22 protein-coding genes, 1 tRNA gene and 2 pseudogenes are annotated in these 21,451 nt (G+C 67.3%); 12 read left to right on the forward strand and 13 right to left on the reverse strand.

Translation table 11 applies throughout. The features are described 5' to 3' along the window. Together ACFQGL_RS22290 and ACFQGL_RS22295 are read right to left on the reverse strand one after the other, a co-directional pair. Positions 1-961 (reverse strand): cobalamin biosynthesis protein (locus tag ACFQGL_RS22290; protein ID WP_377514230.1); only part of this gene is annotated, 961 nt, incomplete at its 3' end. Between the two features lie 272 nt (positions 962-1,233). Further along, positions 1,234-2,010 carry a single-stranded DNA-binding protein gene (locus ACFQGL_RS22295; RefSeq protein WP_377514231.1) on the reverse strand — a complete coding sequence of 259 codons (777 nt, stop codon included), beginning with the start codon at positions 2,008-2,010 and terminating at the stop codon, positions 1,234-1,236. Positions 2,011-2,317: 307 nt separating this feature from the next. Here ACFQGL_RS22295 and ACFQGL_RS22300 point away from each other — a divergent pair, with 307 nt between their 5' ends. Together ACFQGL_RS22300 and ACFQGL_RS22305 are read left to right on the forward strand one after the other, a co-directional pair. Beyond that, on the forward strand, positions 2,318-2,758 hold the full coding sequence (locus ACFQGL_RS22300; RefSeq protein ID WP_377514232.1) for an HPF/RaiA family ribosome-associated protein: 441 nt from the start codon (positions 2,318-2,320) through the stop codon (positions 2,756-2,758). Positions 2,759-2,954: 196 nt separating this feature from the next. Then, positions 2,955-3,941, forward strand: a pseudogene (locus tag ACFQGL_RS22305) (alpha/beta hydrolase); the annotation flags it as partial. A 246-nt stretch (positions 3,942-4,187) separates the two neighbouring features. Here ACFQGL_RS22305 and ACFQGL_RS22310 read toward each other — a convergent pair. Beyond that, on the reverse strand, positions 4,188-4,886 hold the full coding sequence (locus tag ACFQGL_RS22310; protein WP_377514234.1) for a hypothetical protein: 699 nt from the start codon (positions 4,884-4,886) through the stop codon (positions 4,188-4,190). Positions 4,887-5,045: 159 nt separating this feature from the next. On the opposite strand from ACFQGL_RS22310, the gene ACFQGL_RS22315 reads away from it, so the two are divergent. After that, positions 5,046-5,121, forward strand: a tRNA-Arg gene (locus tag ACFQGL_RS22315). Positions 5,122-5,384: 263 nt separating this feature from the next. Continuing rightward, on the forward strand, positions 5,385-6,722 hold the full coding sequence (locus ACFQGL_RS22320; RefSeq protein ID WP_377514236.1) for a UDP-N-acetylmuramoyl-tripeptide--D-alanyl-D-alanine ligase: 1,338 nt from the start codon (positions 5,385-5,387) through the stop codon (positions 6,720-6,722). Positions 6,723-6,789: 67 nt separating this feature from the next. Here ACFQGL_RS22320 and ACFQGL_RS22325 read toward each other — a convergent pair whose 3' ends face one another. The 5 genes from ACFQGL_RS22325 to ACFQGL_RS22345 form a co-directional block, all read right to left on the reverse strand. After that, positions 6,790-7,428, reverse strand: a complete 639-nt coding sequence (locus ACFQGL_RS22325; protein ID WP_377514238.1) for a pentapeptide repeat-containing protein — start codon at positions 7,426-7,428, stop codon at positions 6,790-6,792. A gap of 86 nt (positions 7,429-7,514) precedes the next feature. Then, entirely contained in the window at positions 7,515-7,697 is a 183-nt protein-coding gene (gene amcA / locus ACFQGL_RS22330; RefSeq protein ID WP_377514239.1) for a multiple cyclophane-containing RiPP AmcA, read from the reverse strand. Continuing rightward, positions 7,690-8,838, reverse strand: a complete 1,149-nt coding sequence (amcB, locus tag ACFQGL_RS22335; RefSeq protein ID WP_377514240.1) for a cyclophane-forming radical SAM peptide maturase AmcB — start codon at positions 8,836-8,838, stop codon at positions 7,690-7,692. Before amcB ends, amcA begins: the two co-directional genes overlap by 8 nt. Positions 8,839-9,172: 334 nt before the next feature. Further along, positions 9,173-9,586, reverse strand: a complete 414-nt coding sequence (locus ACFQGL_RS22340; protein ID WP_377514242.1) for a helix-turn-helix domain-containing protein — start codon at positions 9,584-9,586, stop codon at positions 9,173-9,175. 9 nt (positions 9,587-9,595) lie between these two features. Then, positions 9,596-9,841 carry a hypothetical protein gene (locus ACFQGL_RS22345; RefSeq protein ID WP_377514243.1) on the reverse strand — a complete coding sequence of 82 codons (246 nt, stop codon included), beginning with the start codon at positions 9,839-9,841 and terminating at the stop codon, positions 9,596-9,598. A 314-nt stretch (positions 9,842-10,155) separates the two neighbouring features. On the opposite strand from ACFQGL_RS22345, the gene ACFQGL_RS22350 reads away from it, so the two are divergent. From ACFQGL_RS22350 to ACFQGL_RS22365, 4 genes are all read left to right on the forward strand, one after another. Then, entirely contained in the window at positions 10,156-11,445 is a 1,290-nt protein-coding gene (locus ACFQGL_RS22350; protein ID WP_377514245.1) for a helix-turn-helix domain-containing protein, read from the forward strand. A 13-nt stretch (positions 11,446-11,458) separates the two neighbouring features. After that, complete coding sequence (locus ACFQGL_RS22355) at positions 11,459-11,794, forward strand: PPC domain-containing DNA-binding protein (protein WP_377514347.1); 336 nt, start codon at positions 11,459-11,461, stop codon at positions 11,792-11,794. Between the two features lie 380 nt (positions 11,795-12,174). Beyond that, a complete protein-coding gene (locus ACFQGL_RS22360) occupies positions 12,175-13,320 on the forward strand; it encodes a response regulator (protein ID WP_377514246.1) in 1,146 nt (381 codons plus the stop codon). A 1,104-nt stretch (positions 13,321-14,424) separates the two neighbouring features. After that, positions 14,425-14,829 carry a hypothetical protein gene (locus ACFQGL_RS22365; RefSeq protein ID WP_377514247.1) on the forward strand — a complete coding sequence of 135 codons (405 nt, stop codon included), beginning with the start codon at positions 14,425-14,427 and terminating at the stop codon, positions 14,827-14,829. A gap of 130 nt (positions 14,830-14,959) precedes the next feature. Here the strand turns inward: ACFQGL_RS22365 and ACFQGL_RS22370 are convergent, their stop codons facing one another. Beyond that, a complete protein-coding gene (locus ACFQGL_RS22370; protein WP_377514248.1) occupies positions 14,960-15,484 on the reverse strand; it encodes a hypothetical protein in 525 nt (174 codons plus the stop codon). Positions 15,485-15,587: 103 nt separating this feature from the next. Then, entirely contained in the window at positions 15,588-16,574 is a 987-nt protein-coding gene (locus ACFQGL_RS22375; protein ID WP_377514249.1) for a serine hydrolase domain-containing protein, read from the reverse strand. 199 nt (positions 16,575-16,773) lie between these two features. Here ACFQGL_RS22375 and ACFQGL_RS22380 point away from each other — a divergent pair, with 199 nt between their 5' ends. The 3 genes from ACFQGL_RS22380 to ACFQGL_RS22390 all read left to right on the forward strand — a co-directional run bounded on the left by ACFQGL_RS22380 (position 16,774) and on the right by ACFQGL_RS22390 (position 18,878). Next, positions 16,774-17,256 carry a hypothetical protein gene (locus tag ACFQGL_RS22380; RefSeq protein ID WP_377514250.1) on the forward strand — a complete coding sequence of 161 codons (483 nt, stop codon included), beginning with the start codon at positions 16,774-16,776 and terminating at the stop codon, positions 17,254-17,256. Between the two features lie 78 nt (positions 17,257-17,334). Next, entirely contained in the window at positions 17,335-17,832 is a 498-nt protein-coding gene (locus tag ACFQGL_RS22385) for a SigE family RNA polymerase sigma factor (protein WP_377514251.1), read from the forward strand. Then, positions 17,832-18,878, forward strand: a complete 1,047-nt coding sequence (locus ACFQGL_RS22390) for a hypothetical protein (protein ID WP_377514252.1) — start codon at positions 17,832-17,834, stop codon at positions 18,876-18,878. Before ACFQGL_RS22385 ends, ACFQGL_RS22390 begins: the two co-directional genes overlap by 1 nt. A gap of 79 nt (positions 18,879-18,957) precedes the next feature. On the opposite strand, the gene ACFQGL_RS22395 is transcribed toward ACFQGL_RS22390, so the two are convergent. From ACFQGL_RS22395 to ACFQGL_RS22405, 3 genes and pseudogenes are all read right to left on the reverse strand, one after another. Next, positions 18,958-19,506 carry a DUF1062 domain-containing protein gene (locus ACFQGL_RS22395; protein ID WP_377514253.1) on the reverse strand — a complete coding sequence of 183 codons (549 nt, stop codon included), beginning with the start codon at positions 19,504-19,506 and terminating at the stop codon, positions 18,958-18,960. Between the two features lie 292 nt (positions 19,507-19,798). Then, positions 19,799-20,155: pseudogene (locus tag ACFQGL_RS22400) on the reverse strand (barstar family protein); the annotation flags it as partial. A gap of 42 nt (positions 20,156-20,197) precedes the next feature. Then, positions 20,198-20,401 carry a hypothetical protein gene (locus tag ACFQGL_RS22405; protein ID WP_377514254.1) on the reverse strand — a complete coding sequence of 68 codons (204 nt, stop codon included), beginning with the start codon at positions 20,399-20,401 and terminating at the stop codon, positions 20,198-20,200. 226 nt (positions 20,402-20,627) lie between these two features. Between ACFQGL_RS22405 and ACFQGL_RS22410 the strand changes: the two genes are divergently transcribed. Further along, entirely contained in the window at positions 20,628-21,017 is a 390-nt protein-coding gene (locus tag ACFQGL_RS22410; RefSeq protein ID WP_377514256.1) for a hypothetical protein, read from the forward strand. Positions 21,018-21,451 lie beyond the last annotated feature (434 nt).

Genomic DNA, 21,451 nt, shown 5'->3' on the forward strand with positions numbered 1-21,451 from the left:
CCACCGCGGCGGCCAGACGGCCGACGGTCAGCGGATACGCGGCGGCCAGGCCGAGCGCGGCCAGGCCGACCGCGCCGGAGATCTGGGCGGCCCGCTTGAGGTGCCGTCCCTCGGGACGGGGACCGTCACCGAGGAACGGGCGAACCTCGGAGCGCCCGAAGTAGACGTTCCGGCCGCCGAGGCGGACGCCGAGCGCCCCGGCCATCGCGGCCTCGCACTGGCCGGCGTTGGGACTCGGGTGATCGTTGCGGTCGCGCCGCCACACCCGCCAGGCCCGCTCCCGGTCACCGTTGGCCACCGGCGCGACGGCGATGGTGAGCAGCCCGGTCAGCCGGGACGGCACCAGGTTGAGCACGTCGTCCAGGCGGGCGGCCGGGGTGCCGAACCGGGCGTAGCGGGCCGACCGGTGCCCGACCATCGCGTCCAGGGTGTTGGCCGCGCGGTAGCCCAGCAGCCCCGGCAGGCCGGCGACCGCACCCCAGACGAGCGGGGCGACCACCGCGTCCGAGGTGTTCTCGGCAACCGACTCGACAGTGGCGCGGGCCAGCTCGGACTCGTCCAGGGTCGACGGGTCCCGACCACAGAGGTGGCCGAGGCGGTGCCGGGCGGCGGGCAGGTCGCCGTCGCGGAGCGTACGGCCCATGACGGTGGCTTCGTGTCGCAGCGTGCGACCGCCCAGCACGGTCCAGGTGCCGGCGGCGACGAGCACCGCCCGGGCCACCGGTTGACGCCGGGTGACTGCCGTGGCGACCGCCCCGAGCAGCACCGGACCACCCACGGCGAGCGCGGTGAACGCCGCGCCGGCCGTCCGGTCCGGCCGGTACAGGCGACGCTCCAGGGCGCCAGCGGCCTGCCCGAAGCCGGCCACCGGGTGCCACCGCCGAGGGTCGCCGAGCAGCCTGTCCAGCGCGTACCCGGCCAGCAGCCCCACCGCGTTCGCCACCGGCGCTGTCCGTCGCACGCGCACCACCTCCGGCCGGCCAGCCTAGACGAGCGGCCCTGCACCGACCCGGTCGGCGCGGGCCGCGGGGCCTCGGCGCTGCCGTCACGCGGGGTGACGACGCCGGTCGCGTCGCCACCCCGCCCCCGTCGTGCTGAGCTAGCAGGGCCGGTCGGCGGTGGGCCAAGGTGACGCTCGACGGACTGGCCGTGCCGTCCCCGGCCGGCGCGGTCGGCGGCCAGGCAGCGCACGTGGGTCAGGCCGTCGGCAGCCCGGACCGGCGGGCCGACGAGTCACGCCGGCTGCGGAACCCTCCCCCGGCCGCGTCGTCCCCGGCCGGCCGGCTCCGGCTCGGCCTCCGGCTGACCCTCGTCCGGCTGGCCCTCGTCCGGCACCGGGCCGAGTTCGTCGTCGAGCTCGTCGACCTCGTCGACGTCCGCCCTGGGCGTGAAGGCCAACTCGTCGTCATCGAGCGCCGCCCGGTCGTCGGCATTCCCGCTCTGCCCGCCGCCACCGAAGGACATGCCGTCGCCGGACCCGTACGGGCCGGCAGGCGGCCCGTCGAAGACGGGCAGCTCGAAGTCGTCGTCCAGCGGGTGGTCGTCGGGCAGGACGGGCGCCTGACCGACCGGCACCGGCTCGGTGGGCTCGCCGTGCACCCGGCCCTCGGCCTCCGCGTCCTCCACGGTGCTGGTGGTCATGCTCGGCCGGTTGCGCAGGAACCGGGCCCGTCCCCGGGACAGGTCGTGGCCGACGGCGACCGCTTCCAGCTCGTAGAGGGTGCGGTGATTGCCCGCGTCGTCGGTCCAGTCGCGGGTGTAGAGCCGGCCACAGACCACCACCGGATCGCCGACCATCACCGAGGCGGCGACCCCTTCGGCCAGCTTGCGCCAGCAGTTGACGCGAACCCGAAGGGAGTTGCCGTCGACCCAGCGACCGCTGTCCCGGTCGAGGCGGCGGGCGGTGGAGGCGACCTTGAAGTTGGCCACCAGGGTGCTGCTCTGGGACGTACGCCGCCACTCCGGCGTCGTCAAGACATTACCGACAATCGTTACGTAGGTGTCGAACATCGTCCCTCCAGGGGGATCGGGAGCTTGCCAGCGCGAGTCGACTCGACACCGAGCCTGGGCGGTCCGATCACCTGTCGCCAGCACCCCTCCCCGACCTGTGGACGACGAAGCCACCTGTGGAAAACGCCCTGATCACGCCCGAATGTGGTACGGCCAACGCGCCCGACCTGGCTACGGCGGTTCCGGATCCGCCCGGACTGGGTATGGATTTGATCAACGCACCACCGACAGCTCCACGTCGACGAGAGGTCAGCGTCATGATGATCACCACCATCGGCTCCGCCACCACGTCCGGCCAGGTGCGGCGATGAGCGCCGTGGCGAACCCGGCCACCGTGGCTGAGTGCCTGCGGGTGGGCACCGGGTTCTCGCAGGGCGACCGGAACTGGATCACCGAGCAGTTCGCCACCCTCGACGCTCGGCTGGCCAGCTTCCACTCCGACGCCACCGAGCTGGAGGTGTCGGTGAAGGATCGGGAGGCCCGGGGGCAGAAGGTCACCCTGGAGTGCTGGATCGCCGGCCGCCAGAAGATCGTCACCACCTCTGCGGAGGAGGACCTGCACACCGCGCTCAACGACGTCCGCGACGATCTGCGCCGGCGGCTCAACGACGCCAAGACCCGCCAGGAGCCCCGCCACAACAAGCACCTGCGCGACGTCAGTCAGCCCCAGGCCGAGGCGGACCCCTCCGAGGAGCCCGAGGCCCTGCCGCCCGCCGACCCGAGTCGCGCCGACGCGGAAACGGCCTAACCCCGCCCGGTCCGGCCCGCCCCGGCCCTCGCGATCTTGCACTTTCGGACCTCATCACGCGGCTTTCGCCCGCTATGTAGAGGCAACCAGTGCGAGATCGCGGGGCCGGGAGGGCGGGAGCGGCGACGGCGAGGGCGAGACGGGGTCGGGCGGGCGGGGCTACCGCTGGGTAGGTCAGCGGCGTAGCGTCGCCCTCGTGGAACCGGACGTGCTGGGGCCGCCCTACGAGCGGCAGACGATCGAGCTGGGCACCGACGACGAAGGGCCCGTCGTCGCGACCCTGGTCCGGCGGCGGGCCGAGCGCCCCACCGGGCGGGCGGTGCTCTACGTGCACGGCTTCGTCGACTACTTCTTCCAGACCCACCTGGCCGACTTCTTCGCCGAGCGCGGCTGGGATTTCTACGCCCTCGACCTGCGCAAATACGGCCGCAGTCTGCTTCCGCACCAGACCCCGAACTTCTGCCAGGACATCAGCGACTACTTCCCCGAGCTGGACGCCGCCGCCGAGATCATCCGCGCGGACCACGGGCACGACACCCTCCTGGCGATGGGCCACTCCACCGGCGGCCTGATCATCTCGCTCTGGGCGGACGCCCGCCGCGACGCCGGCACCGTCGACGGCCTGGTGCTCAACAGCCCCTTCTTCGACCTCAACGCCCCCTGGGCCGTGCGGCGACCCCTCGCGGCCGCCGCCGCACGGCTGGGCCGCAGGGCGCCGCACCGCATCCTGCCGTTCGGGCTGGGCACGGTGTACGGCGAGAGCCTGCACGCCGACCACCGCGGCGAGTGGAGCTACGACCTGGCCTGGAAGCCGCTGGCCGGGTTCCCGGTCCGAGCCGGCTGGCTGAACGCGATCCGCACCGGTCAACGCCGGCTGCGCGCCGGTCTGGACATCCAGGTGCCGGTGCTGCTCGCCTGCTCGACACGCTCCTTCCGGGGCACCAAGTGGCACGACAACGCCACCCTGGCCGACGCCGTGCTGGACGTCGAGCACATGGTCCGGTACGCGCCCCGGCTCGGTCGGCACGTCACCCTGGCCCGTTTCGACGGCGGGCTGCACGACCTCACGCTCTCCGGCCCCGCCGTACGCAGGAAGGTGTTCGACGAGGTCGGGCGGTGGGCCGAGGCGTTCCTCGCCGCCGGCCCCACCGCCCCAGCCGATCCGACCGACGCAGTCCAGACCGACGCAGTCCAGACCGACGCCGACCAGCCCGACGCTGTCCCGGCCGACGTCACGTCGTCCGACACCGCTGCCGCCACCAGTAAGGTCCGAGTGCCGGAGAGTCGGCGACCGGCGGCCGACCCGGCGGGTGCGGCGACGCCCGGCGCCTGACCAGGCCAACAGACGGCGCAGGCCGACAGCAGGCGGCATGCGGCAGGCCGACGGCAGGCGGAAGCGTGGCCGCCAACGGCCAGCGCGGCGCTCGGCTCAGGCGTCGCCGGGGGCCGCCGGGAGGACGGCGCGGATCCGGTCGAAGGTCGCCACCGGGTGACCGCCGACGCCGGGCAGCACCAGGCCGAGGCAGTACAGCGACACGTCCCCTTCGGCGTCGGGCTGGACGACGAAGACCGGCGCACCGACGTACCCCGGTGGCAGTTCCGTGGTGATCCGCACGGCGTCCCCGTCGCGGACCACCCGCTCGATCGCGACCTCCAGCGGTCGTGACCCGTCTTCGCGTACCCCATGGGCCAGCACGAAAGCGGAACCGGCGGCGGCGCCGAGACGGGCGATCACCTCGGGCCCGGCGGCGATCTCGGCGGGCACCGGCTGTACGCGCCACCGCCAGCCACCGTCGTCGGCGTACCGGTGCAGCCCGGCGGTGGGCAGCACCGCGACACCGTCGCCCGGGAAGTTGAGCCAGCCGGGCCTGATCTCGGCCTCCGCTACGGTCGCCGGAGCGACGCCCGCCGGCTCGGTGACGCTCGCGCGCAGGCCCAACTCGCCATCCTGGGTGCCGGTGAGGTCGGCCGCCGTCAGCAGGAAGCCGCCCACCGGGCCGTCGGCGGCCCGGAAGAAGAACGCGGTGCCGAACGTGTCGCCCGCCGACCGGTACGGCAGGATGGCCCGCCCGACGAGCTGACACAGCTCGTAGGCGACGTCGTTCTCGGCCTCGGGATCCAGCAGCACCAGCCGAGGGTACGGGCCGCAACCCGACCGGCCTGCGAGAACCCGGATGCCCGGCACCCGGGCTTCGTGAGACCCTGCACGACGACGTGGACGCGACCACCCTTTACCCCGCTGCGAGGCGGGGCGGCGGTACCCTCTTGGCGCGAACATCCACGCCGCGCGCCCGTAGCTCAGCGGATAGAGCAGGGGACTTCTAATCCCAAGGCCGCAGGTTCGAATCCTGCCGGGCGCACCACGCAATCTAGCTGCAATAGTGCCCCCGCCGAGACCCATCGAGCAGAGGTTCATTTCGCCGTGTGGGGACAGGCTGGGGACACGTCGGTCCTCCTCGGAAGCTTTCGCTACCGCTTGACCGTGTCGGGCAAGTCCAACAGCGCTAACAGGCGGTGGCAGGGCACCCGAGGAGCCGTCGCACGGTAGGTTTTCCTCGTGCTTCCGATGACTCTGCGCGAGATCACGGCCGCTGTCGGTGGGGCCGTTCAAGACGCTGCAACCGACGTGACGGTGACAGCCCCGGTGGTGTTCGACAGTCGGCGTGTGGAGCCCGGCGGGATGTTCGTGGCGCTGCCGGGTGAGCGCGTCGACGGGCACGACTACGCCGCCCAGGCGATCGAGGCCGGCGCGGTGGCGGTGCTGGCGTCACGTCCGGTCGGGGTGCCCACGGTGGTCGTCGAGGACGTGCCCGCCGCCTACGGACGCCTCGCCCGCGCGGTGGTCGACCGGCTGCCGCAGACCACGGTTATCGGCGTGACCGGTTCGGTCGGCAAGACATCGACCAAGGACATCCTGGCCCAGGTGCTCCCGGTGTTCGGTCCGACGGTCGCCAACCGTGGATCGAACAACAACGAGCTTGGGTTGCCGTACACGGTCACCCGCGCCACTACTGGCACCCGTCATCTCGTGTTGGAGATGGGCTCTCGCGGTATCGGGCACGTGGCGTACCTGACTCGCATCGCCCCGCCCACCGTCAGTGTCGTTACCCGGGTCGGGCACGCGCACCTTGGCGAGTTCGGTTCGGTGGAGAACATCGCCCAGGCCAAGGGTGAGATCGTGGAGGCGCTGCCCAGCGCGCACGACGACGGCCTAGCGGTGCTCAACGCCGACGATGAGTTGGTGGCCGCCATGGCGAGCCGCACCCGCGCCCGAGTGCTGACCTACGGCATCGAGAACCCGGCAGACGTGCGGGCCGAGAACGTGGCATTGGACGAGCTGGGCCGGGCTTGCTTCCGGCTCGTGCACAACGGCCAGACCGCCGAAGTACGGTTGCGCCTGTACGGGTTGCATCAGGCGTCCAACGCGCTCGCCGCCGCCACCGTTGCCCTCGGGCTGGGCCACCCGATTGAGGCCGTGGCCGAGGCGGTTTCGCAGGCCGAAGCGGTGTCACCGGGGCGGATGCAGGTCACCACCCGCGCGGACGGGGTGACGGTCATCAACGACGCCTACAACGCCGCGCCGGACGCGATGCGTGCGGCACTACGCGCCCTGCACGCGATGACCGGCGACGGTCAGCGGGCGGTCGCGGTGCTGGGTGAGATGCACGAGCTGGGCGAGCACGCCGCACAGGTGCACCGCGAGATCGGCCAGCAGGTAGCCGAGATCGGGGCCGGATGGCTGGTGGCGATTGGCGAGACGGACGCCGACCAGTACGCGGCCGGGGCCGCCGGCAGTGGCACGGCGGTTGATCGCGCGGTGGACGTACCGCAGGCGTGGGAACTGCTCCGCGATGGGCTGCGACCGGGCGATGTCGTGTTGGTGAAGGCATCGAACAGCGCCGGGCTCCTCGCGCTCGCGGACAAGCTGATCGAGGAACCCGGCGCTGTCACCGCCCAGGCGTAGGCACGCCGTACCTCCTCCAGGCCGGGAATCGGCTGCCTGCTCCCCGAGCCGGCAGCTTTTACGTTGGCTACTCAGCCAGCACGGTCAGTTCTAGAGCCGTCACGGCCAGGTCCGCCAGGTCGGGCAGTTGCTCGGGAGCCAACGTCACCGCCTGTAGGTTCCCCAGGCCTGCCTTCAACCCGGCCAGGTCGTTCCCGCGCAGGTCCGCCCCGCGCAGGTGGCAGCCGTCCAGTTCCAGGCCATCGAGCTTGCAGGAGCGCAGCACAGCATTGGGCAAGCGGCACGAAGACCAGGCCGCAGAACTCAGTACGCAGTCCACGAAGGCCACCGCACCAGCCGCCACCATGTGCCGAAGCGTCGCGTAGTCGAAGCGGCACCCGCTGAAGACCACATCTTTCAACGTCAGGTGGGATAGCCGCGCGCCGGTGAACTTCGCCCCAGTCACAAGGCATCTCTCGAAAGTGAGGCCCGACATCTCCGCGCCGGACAAGTCGACCCGCTCCAGCTCCGAGCCGAACACCCGGCCGCCGTCCCAGACCGACTCGCCCAGATCCACACCGACGAGCCGGCTACTGTGCACCTCCACCTCTTCGAAGCGCCCACCCGCCCAAGACGCGCCGTCAACCAGCACGTCCCGCAAGCCGTTTCCTTGCTCGGTCGTCTCGTCCAAGTCGCGGGGATCGAGTTCGGGCAGCAGGATCGACACGCTGCCAACTTTCCTGGTCTGCATACCATCTCAACTCAGTCAGGTGGGGAGCGGACGCCCGCTCCCCAACCACTCGGACCGGCAGGCTACTTCTTCTTGTTCCAATTGTCCCAGGCAGGGCGGCTGTCAAACTTGCCCTTGTTGGCCCAGGCGGGTCGGTTGTCGAACTTTGCCGCATCGATCGGCGCAACAGCCTGATCCAGGTCGACGCCGAACCGCGCCAAGCGCTCCGGGGTGATACTGGCGAGGGATGCCAGTGCGCTAACCATTCTCTACCTCCAAATGGGTTAGTTGATCCACTGTGGCGCGGACCAACGCTTGACGACTTGTTCGGCAATAGTTCGTCTCCGCAACGGCGAGGGTGCCGTGTTCGAAATACCGGTTCCCTGCCTGCGCCCCCTTACAGAAGGCATAGAACGGGCAGCCGCTGGCGCAGTCATTCAAAGCGGAGACGAATTCGCGGACGTACCGCAGACCGCCAGCGTTTGCGATCATTGCAGGAATTGAAGTGCGCAGCACGTTGCCGACCAGGAAATCGCCGTACCGGTCATCGGTTACACCGAGCAGTTCCGGCGACAGCAACACCGCGTCTCCGGCGTGCGAAACGGTAGGGATCGGCTCGTACGGTGTGTGCGCGATCGGACCGATGCGGCTGGCCGCAATGTAATCGGCCAGGCGATCAAGGTCACGGACCCGTAGTGGGCTACCGGTCAGCCGACGCTCGACGAGGCGTCGCCAGAAGCGATAGGCCGCTTCCTCCGACACTGGGGCACGGACAGCGCCTTCCTGCTCTTCAATGTTGAAGCCCACCGAGGCGCAGCCGGGCAGGCCGGCGAAGAAGTCGGCAAGCTCGTCCGTGTGTCCGATCGTCTCCGGCGTCACCACGCAGATCACCGAGTACGACAGTCCGGCGTCGGCAAGTGCTGCCATGCCCCTCAGCGTTCGCTTAGCAGTGTCGTTGCCCGCCCGATCGAGCCGGTTGCGGTTCAACGCTCCCGGCCCATCGATGCTCACCCCGATCTCCATGTCGATCGAGGCGAACAGGTCGCACCACCGCCGGTTGATCAGCGTGGCATTGGTCTGAATCTCATGCCGAATCTGCCCCGCCCGCCGCAGCGGCTCAAACGGTTGCAGCAGCTCCCGGAACACCTTCACCGGGATAGCGGTCGGCTCACCCCCATGCCACACCACGCCTACCGGATGCGGACTGCCTTGCTCAGCGATAGACGCGGCGCACGCCGAAGCAACGGCCGGCGCCATCACCCGCCGCTTGTCCCGATGCAGGAGATAGCAATAGGTGCAGTCCAGATTGCAAAACGTCGTGGGTTGCATGATCAGGGTGTGGAACGTTCCCGCAATCGCCGGCTCTTGGTCGACACCAACTGTTCCGATGCTGCCGTACTCTTTCACCGCTCCGTCACGTCCTCTCGGTTGGTCCCTTCAACGTGTGAGTCTTCGGCGACGCCCAGGCCATCGATAGGGCGGACGCGATATGAGGCCATCCGCTGGCTGGGCCAACCCATGAACCGGTCGAACAGGTCCGGTCCGCTCTGCGGCTCGTCGGGATGCAGCCGCCACAGATCGCCGGTCGCCTCATGTAGCAGCCCAGCAAGGTAAACGAACAGGCTTACTCGATCCCGCTCGTACTCCAGGGTCAGAGCAAGTTTCGACTCGCCGCAGGGCCACGGATGCCCGCAGCCACGACACACCCAGATTGGGCGTATCGGCGTGTGCCCCCGCCCCGTCACAACGGCCACCCCAGCCCACCGAGCAGCCATCGCAGATCACGGCATACGCAGGCAGGGGGCGTTTGCGCCTGCCGTCGCCGCAACAGGTCCACCGTCATCTGAGCCCGTAGGCGGCGTGCAAGGGCTTGCGTCCGCGCCCACCCATCTACCAGCAGACCGCCCGCACCCAGCGCCGCATCGCACGCGGCCCAGAACTCCTGGGAAGCCAGGTGACGCGCCGTCTCCACGTTGGCGACTGTGCTTCGCGACCACCGCACCCCCACCGCCAGGCGGGCTTGCGTGACGCCGACCGCCCTCCTGGTTTGCGCCAGACGCGTTCCGAGCAAACGACGAGCCTCCGCCAGCGTCTCTGGCGTTAGGTGCTCAGCAGCGGTGCGTGAAAGCGTCAGCTCGTTCGCAGTGAGGGTCATTGCCGTGGCCTACCGCACCGAGAACAGCGAGGGCGAACCTACGAGGCGCGCACCGATCAGCTCGGGGCGAGTCGCCCCGGGCTGCCGACTCGGCAGGCGCAGCGTTCGCATGAAGACCAGCACCGCGGCTTCCCGTTGGGCGCATGGCCCAACGATTCCGCAACTCAGACAACGGCCATCGGCACTCGACACCGCGTGCCGTTCAAGTGCGTTCTGCGCGGCGTCGACCTGTTCGCCGCCGGGGTAGATCGCCATCTTCAACCGCCTTCCAGGCTGCATCGGCCGAGCACGCCGCGCGAGGAGGCTTACCACTTCCCCCGATTCGCGCGGCGTGCCAGCCGTCACCGGTCCGCACGGAGTCACCAGTCGCATACGAACAAGGAGCTTGAGCGCCGTAATCGAACGATCGCCTATCGTTAGCGACACGATGCCGGGGTTCGTCCAAGGACGACATGACAGAGGGCAGGTATCGATATGCGCCCCATGCATGACCAGAACCAGCACTCGAATGGGATCTTGGAGTGGAACCGCCTACCATCGAGGCTCGGCAGCCACACAAGGACGCCAAGATGACAGCTACCCACAAGGCCCGCTATTGCCGCTGCGGCGTTCGGCTCGCGCGGGACAACAAGGACGGACGCTGTTCGCCCTGCTCGGCCTACGAGCGGCAGCATTCAGGTACGGCACCCGAGGTCCCAGCCGACTTCTGGGATGAGGTTGTCCTAGCCCAAGCGCTGCAAAGCCGCCACATGGGCCGGGTCATCCGGGCATGGCGGACGCATCCCCACCACGGCCGACATCCGATCTCCCAGGACCGGGCCGCCGCATGGGTGGGCATGAGCCAGGCGCAGCTAAGCCGAGTCGAGACCGGTCCGCCCATAGTCCACCTTGATCGCCTGGTGCAGTGGGCAGTAGCGCTGCATCTACCGGAAGGCCGCTTGTGGTTCGCCCTCCCTGCTGCTGACGGCGAGCCGGACAAGAAGGAAGCCAACGTGAATCGCCGCCACTTCTTCACCTCGACCCTGTCCACCGCAGCCACTGGTGTCCTTTATGATCATTCCGCCCCAGCGGCGGTAAGCGCCGAGCACGAAGCCGTCGAATGGCTAGCGTGGAACCTCTGGCAGCAACGCAAGGACGAGCTGGATTCCTCTCTGATCCCAGGGCCAATTGCCCGGGTGCTGAACATGCATCCACACGTCATCAGGACAGCAGACGACACGTACCGCTTCACTGACCCCGCACTGACAGACGTGATGGTTGCCCATCGAGTATTCGGCGATATCACGCAGGGCAGCGGCCACCTCCTCGCGACCGCGCAGACCAGCCACGCCACTGATCTGACCATTGGCGCACTGGCAGCCGAACACGAGTCGGCGCGACGGGGCCTGTCCGTTTGGATGCGGACCGGCGCAACGGCAGTCCTCAGGGTCAACGCAGCCGGCATCCTCGCGAAGGTGGGAGCAGCCGAACTGGGTGACGCGGCAATCACCGCCCTCCGCGCCGACCAGGACGCGCGACAACTCTACCTAACCGCCGTTGCCAGCCGGGTACTGGAACTGCCATGGGAACGAGCAGCACACCTCTCCAGCGCGACAAGCACGCAGGCCACCAACTGGGCATGTAACGAGAGCAGCGACGCGAGAGGACGGGTATCGCAAAGACTTGCGAATGAGCTAACCAACAACCGTGATGCCGCCGCCCGATGGTGCAGCGCCGTACTGCTCGGGAACTTCGTTGATGCCGGTGACACTCGAACCCGAACTACCCTGATGCTTGCTGTAGAACGGGAAAAGTGCCGCGAGAACTTACGGGCATATGCGGCAGTGCTAGCCGGCGTCACCCCTCTAGCGATTGGATAGACAACAGGTGAAAATGCTCACAGTCAGGCCAGGGGAAGAAGTAATAGAGACGCTTACCAAGCAGGCCGCAGACCAAGGAATAACGAACGGCGCAATTGTCTCCCTCATTGGCGCTGTCGATGAGTGCGCAATCAGCAACATGCTCGCCGAGGACGCCGGCACAGACATCATCAGCGAATACCAACAGCCGTTCGAACTAAGCGGCACTGGCGAAATCCAGAACGGAAAGGTCCACGTCCATGTGGTTCTCGGTCGAGAGGGCGACACCGCACTCACCGGCCACTTGCACTGGGCGCGTGTAGAAACCTTCTTCGTCCACGCCTACACCCTTACGTTGGAGGACGGATGATCTGTGTGCAACATCCGATCTTGAGCGCTGACGAAGACGGCCGAACTGGACGGATTGGTGCTCCGATCTAGCTCCGACCCTCGCCATCTCTCGCCCCTCGCATGCCTTCTCGCTGTCGGTTATGCCGGATCTGTGCCCAATGCTCTCAAGTCGCTGATTTTCTCAGCCGCCAACAGTGCGTCGCATAGCCACACGACGACTCCCGCCAGGTAACCTCAGTCCAAACGGAGGCGACTATGCAGAGTATGAACTCTGGGAATCACTGGCTATATTCGTGGATTGACGAGTTCGAAGCTGATGGCCCCGAATCCACACGTCGCGCACTGTCGAGCACGTCAGCTGTGAAGCGGTTAGAGGATTTGGCGAGACGCGGTACAAAGATGACGCACGAGGACGTACCTTACACCGGAACAGTGGTTGCTGGCCCCGGACTGGAGATCAGCTCGCCAGCTACCTGTCGTGCGTTCGAATGCCGCAGACTCGGCCTAGACAATGAACTAGGCTCGCTACTACACTACTTCGACCATGTAGTCATGCAAGGGCCTCAACCTAACACCTATCTGACGTTGGCCGAATATCTCCAGAGCGGCAGTCAGAGTCACCTTTGGGCCTCCGACATTATTGAGGACATCACATCGCTCAACTACATCCGCGATAGCGGAATGGGTAATCACATAATTTTTACCGACAAGCCCTGCTACTGCGAGCATCACCTGTGGGAGCTGGCCAAGACCATTGGCCTGGGTGAAGTCGCCACTCCGGATGCGGTTTCATCGGCAGCGCAGAATCTGGTTCGCCGGGACGAGGTCCGAATCGAGGAGCTAGAGCCGGGTGTCTGGTGGGGTTCAACCAAAACACCGATGTTTAATAACACAATTGGCCGCCCCTTTCATCAGAAACGAAAGCCGTCTAGACGACACGTAGCCGAACTAGTCATCCGAGACAGCATTGCGGCAATGATTATCGATGCGGGGACGGCAAAGGCGCTGGACCTCCCCCTGTCATCGGTAGCTCATCCCACTTTATTCGAACAGAAGACAGCCGACGAGGTAACCGTTGACGACGTTGCACTACGAATGAAGATTCCCGTACTCTCGGGCCTAAGTACCGCCGAGCTTATCAGGCTGCGCATAACCGCCTCGGACGATTTCGACATATTCCAACAGGCACTGAGAATGGCAATCTCAGCAACACTGGCAAATAGCCAATCATCGAACCCTGCCGCAATCGGCGAAAAGACTTGGCAGGAGATTCTAAAACCAGCTTTAGCGGATATAGAGCGAAAATTGACGGCAGACCGTTGGGGACTCGGGGTAGGTGGAGTCACCACCGTTTCCGTGGGTTTCGCGGCGGCAGCTGTCAGTTCAATCACGAGCCTGCCGCTCGCTGCGGCACTCCTCGGTGCCGCCGCAAGCGCAACCGTTCCCCTCAACCAATTCTCGGAGTACATTAAGGACCGCAAGCAGGCGCGCTCATCGCCCTATTACTTTCTATGGCGAGCACGCAAGATGCAAACTCATGCTTGATGGCGAATAAATTTGCTGCCTGCGCGTATGCCATCCCGCTTCCGTCGGCCGTCTTCTGAGGAACGGGCCGCCCGACCCGCCATGTCAAGCGGACCGTGACGCAGGTTCGGACGCTGGCGGGTCGGGCGGTGGCTTGGTCGGCTCGCCGGGTCGAGGACGAACGGATGGCTTGCCGCAACCACCAACGGACGGCGACCCGCCGGAGGCACAGTTACCGCAACTCCGCCACCGCCGACAGCTCACAGACGCGGCCGGCGTTTGCTTCCTTACGGTGCGCGGGCCCGTGGCTGCGCAGCCAGGCCGGCTGCCGGTCCACTACAAGCAGTCAACCGCCCTTTAGTTCTACGGCGGCCCCTTGGGCCTCCCGCCTCCTCGTGGGCCGCCGAGTGTGCTGAGTGGCCCGAGTCGGAGCGCCAGCAGAGCAGCGGACGCGCGCGCAGGCAAGCGGCGCATGCCGCCCGCCTCGGACCGCCTTAAGCCGTGCAGAAGCTTTGACCCTTGGGCCTGGCCGTCCACGTCAACGGCCAGAGATGCTGATCGCTTGGAGGGTGAGCCCGCAGTGAGCCCGGACGTCCCCGGATCCGGCATCACGAGCCGACATGGATCGGCATGCAAAGGGGTGTCTACCTGGACAGATAGACACCCCTACGGACTACGGATTATGCAAAAACACGATCAGGATTCAACTTCTAATCCCAAGGCCGCAGGTTCGAATCCTGCCGGGCGCACCCACCACACCGCAGGTCAGCGGCTTCCCGCCTCCGGTCGAGACGGTCTCCACGGCCTCCATACAGCCAAGTCACCCGAAGAGGTGCATTGCGGCCTCGTCCGCGGCGGGCCGCTCGATCTCCGCCAGAACGCCCGGAGGCTCATCGTGCGTGCAGCCCAGGACCTCCGGAGCTAGGCCGCGCTTCAAAAGACGTTTCTCATGATCGAGATGTGCTCGATGTGATGGCGCTCAGATCGGCGGCTGGCTGCGGAGCCCGAGTATCGCGTGGCGCCAGCCTGGTTCGATGCTGTCTACTGCTGGCCGTGGGTGGAACCGCGTTGAGTGTCCTGAGTCCGTGCACGGCTGAGGACGTCAGACCAGTACTGCTGGAGGAGATGGCAGCCGAGGGCCTGGTCCGGTACGAGCCCGAGCCTGACTACTGGTATTCCGCCGAGGGTCTGCCCTACGGATATGACTTTCAGGCGTCGGACTTCGAGATCAGCGTCGAGGAGCTCGATCTGATCGCTCAGGCGGCCGGCGCGACCATGCGCTGTGACATCGTCCTTCATATCCTCGTCAGCGACGTCGCTGGCCGGCCTGCTCTGGCCCGCATCGCCGAGCGAGTGGCACGGCGGACCGACGGCTGGGTGTTCATCGAGTTCCACGCTCCGCCCTCGGCAGACCTGATCGAGTATCTGGGAAGTGTGGGCCGCTGCGTTCGCGTCGACGACGCCGTCTACCTGGACGCGACGGCGATGGCTGGCTGGATCGCCCACCCTGACTTCCACGTCGTCAAATGAGGATCATGCGCGTCCGCCAGGGCATTTGACATCGTTCCGGAGCCAGTCGCTGATGACGGCGACGTGGATGGTCGCCTAGTGGATGGCCTGCAAGCGCCAGACGATGCCGACCGGATCAGATGCGGCGTCTTCATCCGTCGCACGCCGCGTCGGCGTAACGGGCGAAGTCCTCGGGCGTATGGAACGTGGCGACGTAGCCGCCGTGATCCCCGCCCTCCCACCGCTTGGTGAGGATCACGGCAGAGCCGGTCCGGCCGCGCATCTCGCTGATCCGGAACGGGAAGTCTTCAACTTTGCCGCCGTTCCTGTTCCACGCGCGCAGGTCGTAAATCTGGCCGTCGTCTAACGTGTCCGGTGCCAGCTTCGTCTGCCAGCCGGCCGCCGGGTCGAGCAGCACAAATTCCTCCGCGCTGCGGGCGCTGCGGCCGGGATCCCGCTCGAGCTCGATTACCTTGTCGGTAACCCCGCCGTCGTCAATGCCGAGGTAGAGGATGATCTCGTCGGCCCCCTTGCCCCGGCACCAGTCGAACACCCCAACCAGCCGACCGTCGGCGTCCAGCCGTACCCCGACCGCGCCCTCGGTGGCCGGGCTGCAGCCAGTCAGCCCTGCCAGCACCACCGCGCAGATCAGCCCCAGCGTCCCAATCCGTCGCATCCTTTCAGCGTGAGCATGGACGGTCACCAGCCGATCACGACGAGAGGACGGCTTGACGGCATCGTGGATCGGCATCTACTGGGAGCACTGGACGCCGCTCCCGTTAGCTCGTCGCGGGCAAGATGACGTGCTCCAGCAGCGCCAGCGGGGTCCGCCACTGGTCGGGGTCGTCATAGTTGCCGGCGGTGATGGCCACGGCAAGGTCCAGGTCGGGCAGGACGAAAAGGCGCTGGCCGCCGTTGCCGATGCCGGCCACAAGTCGTTGGCCCGCAATGGTCTCGAGGTACCAGTGGTAGCCGTACCGAGCACCCCAGTCGGTCTGCAGACGGGGCTGGAGCATCGCGCGGATCCAGCCGGCGGGGACGATCTTTCGGCCGTCCCAGGCTCCTTCCGCGAGCATCAGCTCGCCAATCCTGGCCAGGTCGCGCGGTGCGAGTCGCAGCCCGGACGCGGCCGAAGCGACCCCGTCCTCGCCGGCCATCCACTCGAAGTTGTGGATGCCCAGCGGCGCGAACAGCGCCGCTCGGGCATACTCCGGCAGCGACTGCCCGGTCCCGTCGGCGATCAGCCGGCCGAGCAGCGCCGTGGCGCCTCCGCAGTAGGTCCACCTGGTGCCCGGCGGCTCCAAGACGGGTCGCTCCAGCACGTACCGATACCGGTCCGGCGCCAGTTCCATCGCGATCTCGGCGTTTGCCGGGCTGTCGTACGGAGGGTCCTCGCGCCATTCCAGCCCCAGCGACATCGTCAGCGCGTGCTCGACGGTGAGTCGGGCCCGTTCGGGATCGACAGCCAGATCCGAGTATTCCGGGAAGTGTCGCAAGAGCCGCTCTGCGGGGTGTGGGACGTGGCCCTCATCAAGCGCGATGCCGTACAGCAACGCGGTCACGCTCTTGGTTACCGACCGCAGATCGTGCAACGTCTCGGGTCCGAATTGGACGGCACCCAACGAGGTGCTCCAGGTGAAGTCCTCACCCGCGCCGTAGTACTCCAGCAGAATGTTGCCACCGCGGACCGCCACGGCCGCGTGCAGGCCGTCCACTCGCCCGGCCCGCAGCGCCTCATCAAGGGTCTCACGCAACTGCGTCGTCATGTCGCACTCCATCGGTCGGGCAGCACTGTGCCTCCGGAATAGCACGGATATCGTGAGCCGGGAAGCGCAATCTGGTCGGGCACACCAGCAGAACAGCCATCGGTACGGCCAAGCCAGCGGGCCTCTGTCGTAAGTTGGGGCCAAAGCCAACCCGGCCCCGCGAAGCGCTTGCATGGCGTTGTCGGCGTCCGGAGACAGGGTGATGCGCGGTCTCGGCTGGTCTGACGAGGAGGTACCGACCGACGAAGCCCGCTTCGCCACCCCGGCCGGTCACGCTGTCTACGGTGACGACTGCTTCTACCTGCCGTTCGTCCATTCCTACGAGGTGGGCGGGGAGCTGTGGTCGGACGACTTCTGGGGCTCGTTGCCCGGCTGGTCGAGCCAGCAGGGGGCCGGCCGGGAGGAGTTCGAGGCGCACGTCGACGCGGCCATCGACCGGTTCGCCGAACGGCTCGGCCCACCGGAGTGTGACGTCCGGACCGAGGGCAGGCACCTCGCCATCGGTCGGTACTCGTGGCGGTACGCCGCCTGGCGACGTGGCGGCAACATCCTCGTGATCGGCCCCGCCCTGGACGGCTACTCCTACGCCCAGGACGAGGAGGCTGTCGTCTTCATCGGTGAGTTCGCCAAGGACCGCCCGTTTTCGGACGCCGCCGACTTCCTCAAACTCATGCATTTCTGAGGGCACGGTCTTCAAGACTGTTCCAGGAAATGCCCGGTGGGTGTCTACGGGGCACCCGGCTTGCGGCGTTAATAGGGCGTGACGTTCGAGGAGTACGCGTTCGCCCGCACGTCGGCGCTGGTGCGGCTCGCCCGGCTGCTGACCGGCGACGAGCATCGAGCCGAGGACCTGGTTCAGGATGTCCTCGCCAGGGCGTACGCCCGCTGGGGGCGCATCTCCCGGACGGATCAGCCCGATGCGTACGTCCGTCGGATGCTCGTCAATGCCCATAACTCGTGGTGGCGCCAGCGCAGCAGCCGAGAGATCTCCGTCGCCGCGGTGACCGATCGAGCGGCGACCATCGACGAGGCCGCCGGGGTCGCCGAACGCGACGCGCTCTGGCGGTACGTCTGTGACCTGCCGACGCGCCAGCGCACCGTGATCGTCCTGCGCTACTACGAGGACCTCGACGACACGATGATCGCCGACATCCTGGGCTGTTCGACCGGCACCGTTCGTACCCATGCGAAGCGGGCCCTGGCGGCGCTGCGCAAGCGGCAGGAAACACCAACCCCCGCACGGACAGGAGGGTTCTGATGTTCAGCGACCTCGATCAGCAGCTCGCCGCGACGCTCACGCACCGCGCGGGCAGCGACATCGACCCGGCACCGATCGTCGAACGCGCCCGCCAGCGCGGTCGTCGGATTCGGGTACGCCGCCGGGCGCTGATCGCCGGAGGCACGGCAGCAGCGTGCGTCGCCCTTGCCGCGGTGGTCACGGTGATCCCTCTGGGTCGGAACCCCGATCAGGCGAACCTGCCACCGGCAGCGATCATGCTGCCGGATGCGTCGGGGCAGCTCGGTGCGATCGCCCGACCCGAGGAGGTCGGTGCCGATCCTGGTGTCCTGCACTTCTCGACCGACAGCCTGGTCAGCGGAGCCGAATATGCGACGTGGCACGCCGGGCGCGGCACCGAGAGCGTCGAATTCCGGGGTCCGACCGGTCAGGCCCGGTTCGTGCTGGCACGCAGCGTCGCGACGCTGAACGGGTTGCAGCAGACGTTGTCCTCGGCGGGTCAACCGCGGCCACCAGCCGACGTACGAGTCGGAGCCCGCCCGGGGGTCGGCTGGTTCGATCCGTCCGGTGACCGGAAACTGTGGTTCGTTCGCTGGCAACCCGCGGACGGCCTCTGGGCTCAGTTGGAGATTTACGCGACCACTCTCGACGACGCGACAGACACGGCGAGCCGTGTCCGGTTCGACGGCGCGAGCCGTTGCGTCGTGCCGTTCCGCCTGGAGTCGCTGCCTCCCGGCGGACGGCTGCTCGAATGCTCGGTCACGCTCGGCCGGTCCGAGCGTGGCTCCTTCGCGGAGGGCTCACTCGTCGTGGGTGATGAATCGGGTCGCTGGCTGACGGTCCGGGCGCAACGCGCCCCAGTCAGCGAAGGCCGGCCCGGGGACCTCGTCGCGGGGCGGTACCAGGTACGGCGGCAGGGCAGCGACGTACTGGAGATGGTGGTCAAGCCATGCGTCGTCGAGGCGTTCCTCAAGGGTTGGGGGAAGGGCTTCACCGAGGCGGAGGGCCTGGTGGTCCTCGGCGGGTACCGGCCGGCCCGCGACCTCGACCGCCCCGACACCTGGTGACACCAGACGAGCCACCGCTCACCGGCTGAGGGCCTGCCCGGCAGATCATGCCGGACAGGCCCTCGGTCCTCAAGAGGGCTCAGCGCTTGAGCGTGAAGGTGAAGTCACCGGAGACAATGCCGCTCAGCCGAGTTGCCGAGACGAGTCTCCCCTCCGCGATCAGTCTCTCGACCTCGCCCCGCGAAAGACCGCAACCGTCGGCGATCAGTCGCAGCGGCCGGACCGGAATCCGCGCCGCGAAGCGGACCGAAACGTCGATCACCTCGCGGTCCAGGTGATCCGAACCGCCGGTGTCGAGCCGCCAGGCGTTGTCCCAGTCCAGAGCGATGCGGTTACGGCGCTGCACGGCCGGATCCTGGAGCAGCTCAGCGGTCAGACCGGGGTCGTTGTCATGCAGTCGGTCCAGCAACTCCGGCCGCATGGAACGTACGGTCATCCGTTCCAAGACCGTGAGCTTCGCGGTGTCCCCGCATCCGGTACAGAGCACGAGGAGCCAGACGTCGATGAGCTTGTGGTTTGCGTTGACGCGAAATTTGCCGCTTGCCCGGTAGCTCTCGGACGCACACCCGTGGCAACGGCGGCGAACGAGCGGCAGGCAGGTGGGCACGACCATCCAGTTTTTGAGCACAGAAGTACACCGGTTTTCAGTGAGAAGTCCGCAGCAAAAAGGAGCGCGGCGCAGATGCGCGACGCGCGACAGATCAGCTTTTGGGAGGTCTCACAGGGTGTACAACGGCTCGTCCTCGACTAGACGGCATGGCTGAGCGGAACGGTAGTGGCGTACAGCGGCGCTGCTCCACTGGTTTTCCGGCGTCTCGCCGCCAGGTTCAATCCGCCCGACAACGGCGAAGCCAGGGCCAGATCACCTGATCCGCCAGCTTGTAGCGGGCGCGGGCCTTCCGAGTTGGCTTGCCGGTAGTTCAGAGCTTTCGGCGTTTGGCGTCCAGCCACTCGGCTTCGTTCCAGGTCACGGGGACCGCCCCAACCGGCTCGAACCGAATCTGCGGGTCGTTGCTCTGCACGAGACACATCAGGCGCTGACCGAACAGGCTGGCAGCCCGGGAATGGTCGGCCATGATGTCCAGCACGATCTGGGCGGACCGTGGGCAGTGCGTGGCGAACGTGTCGTAGCTGCTGAAGACGAGGGCAAGGCCGGCCGCCTCGGGAGACCACCCGTACGCGTGGCCTACGACATCACGCATGCAGTCGTTGAGGGCGTCGAGGTTGCGACCGTAGTAGTCGGGAAACCCGAGTGCAGCCGCCGTGTCGCGATGCAACCGGGGTAGAGCCGCGTCGGCCAGGATCACGCCCGACGGGAACTAGTCCGGGGTGATGCCGTGGGCGCGGAGGATCTGGCGAACCCGCTCGCGCGTGTAGCCGGTCACACGCACGATGTCGATCTGACGCATGCCATCTCGGGATGCGTCCACGATGGCGGACGCGAGCTGGTCCCGGGCGGCCGTGACCTTCTCCCGATCGTCAGCCGCTCGCTGCGCGGAGGCAGCGGCAGTCGCTTGCGCCATGTGAAACACACGCACAGCATCCGCTAGTCGGTTGGCCACATGGCAGATGATCTCACTAGCCAAACGAGGCTTCATATCGGTGATTGCGGTTCGGCATAGTAGCTTGAGGCGAACCCTTGACTAGGTAGGCCAACTAAGATTTGCTGATTTGGCATACAACCAGACGGCCCCCGGCCAGCGCTCACGACGCCGACCAGGGGCCTTGATCGCCCCATGGAGGCGACCCATGCGCACCCTACCCACCCCGCCCGCCTGCGGAGAACACGCGACCATCCGCATCGAGCTGTATACATCGCAATCCCTGGACGCCTGCGCGTACACCTGCGCCACCCACGCCGCCCAGCTCACCGCTGAGATCGTCGAGGCAGGTCTGAGCGCCGAGCCGTTTGGCATGACAGTCGACGTCGACCGACCCTGCGGCTACCTGCACGTCTTCCCGACCGGCAACCTCGCCGACCCGACCCGACCCACCCACGCTGGTGCGACCGCGCCGACTGCCAGCGCCGGGGCCAACACCGCTCCCCGGCCCGCCGCTTGGACACCAACCGACCAGAGGCGTTCATTGTCGATGTCGCCTTGGCGCAAGCCCTGCATCCGGCCGCCAGGCCGATGGTGATTCTGACCAGCACGGAGGGCGACATCGCAGCCCGCCTGGTCCTGTCGCTGAGGCAAGCGCGGGTGCTGCGGTACCGGCTGGCTCACCTACACGATGCGGCCAAGCCAGCCCGCAACGACGGCCGCTGGGCGTAGCTCACACGCTCGCTTACACATCATCGGTCCAAAGCTGACTTCTGTGAGTCGAGGCGTAGCCGTCCCCTCGTTCTTGGTGGCCTGTCATCAGCCCTGTTCAAGGCAGAAGGGGTCTTGTGCGACGTACAGCCGGCCGAGCAGGTCGTGGAGCTGATCCCGCTCGGCTTTGGTGAGCGGGGACAGAAAGTCGACCTCGATCCGGTCGTACTGCCGGGCCTGGCCGACCGGTGGTCACGCATCGAGGAGTTCTCCCCCTACAGCGACATTGAGCCGGACTTCATGCTGCCGCTCCTGCGGGAG

Origin of the sequence: Micromonospora vulcania, from assembly GCF_042658605.1 — a bacterium.
GTDB classification, from domain to species: Bacteria; Actinomycetota; Actinomycetes; order Mycobacteriales; family Micromonosporaceae; genus Micromonospora; species Micromonospora vulcania.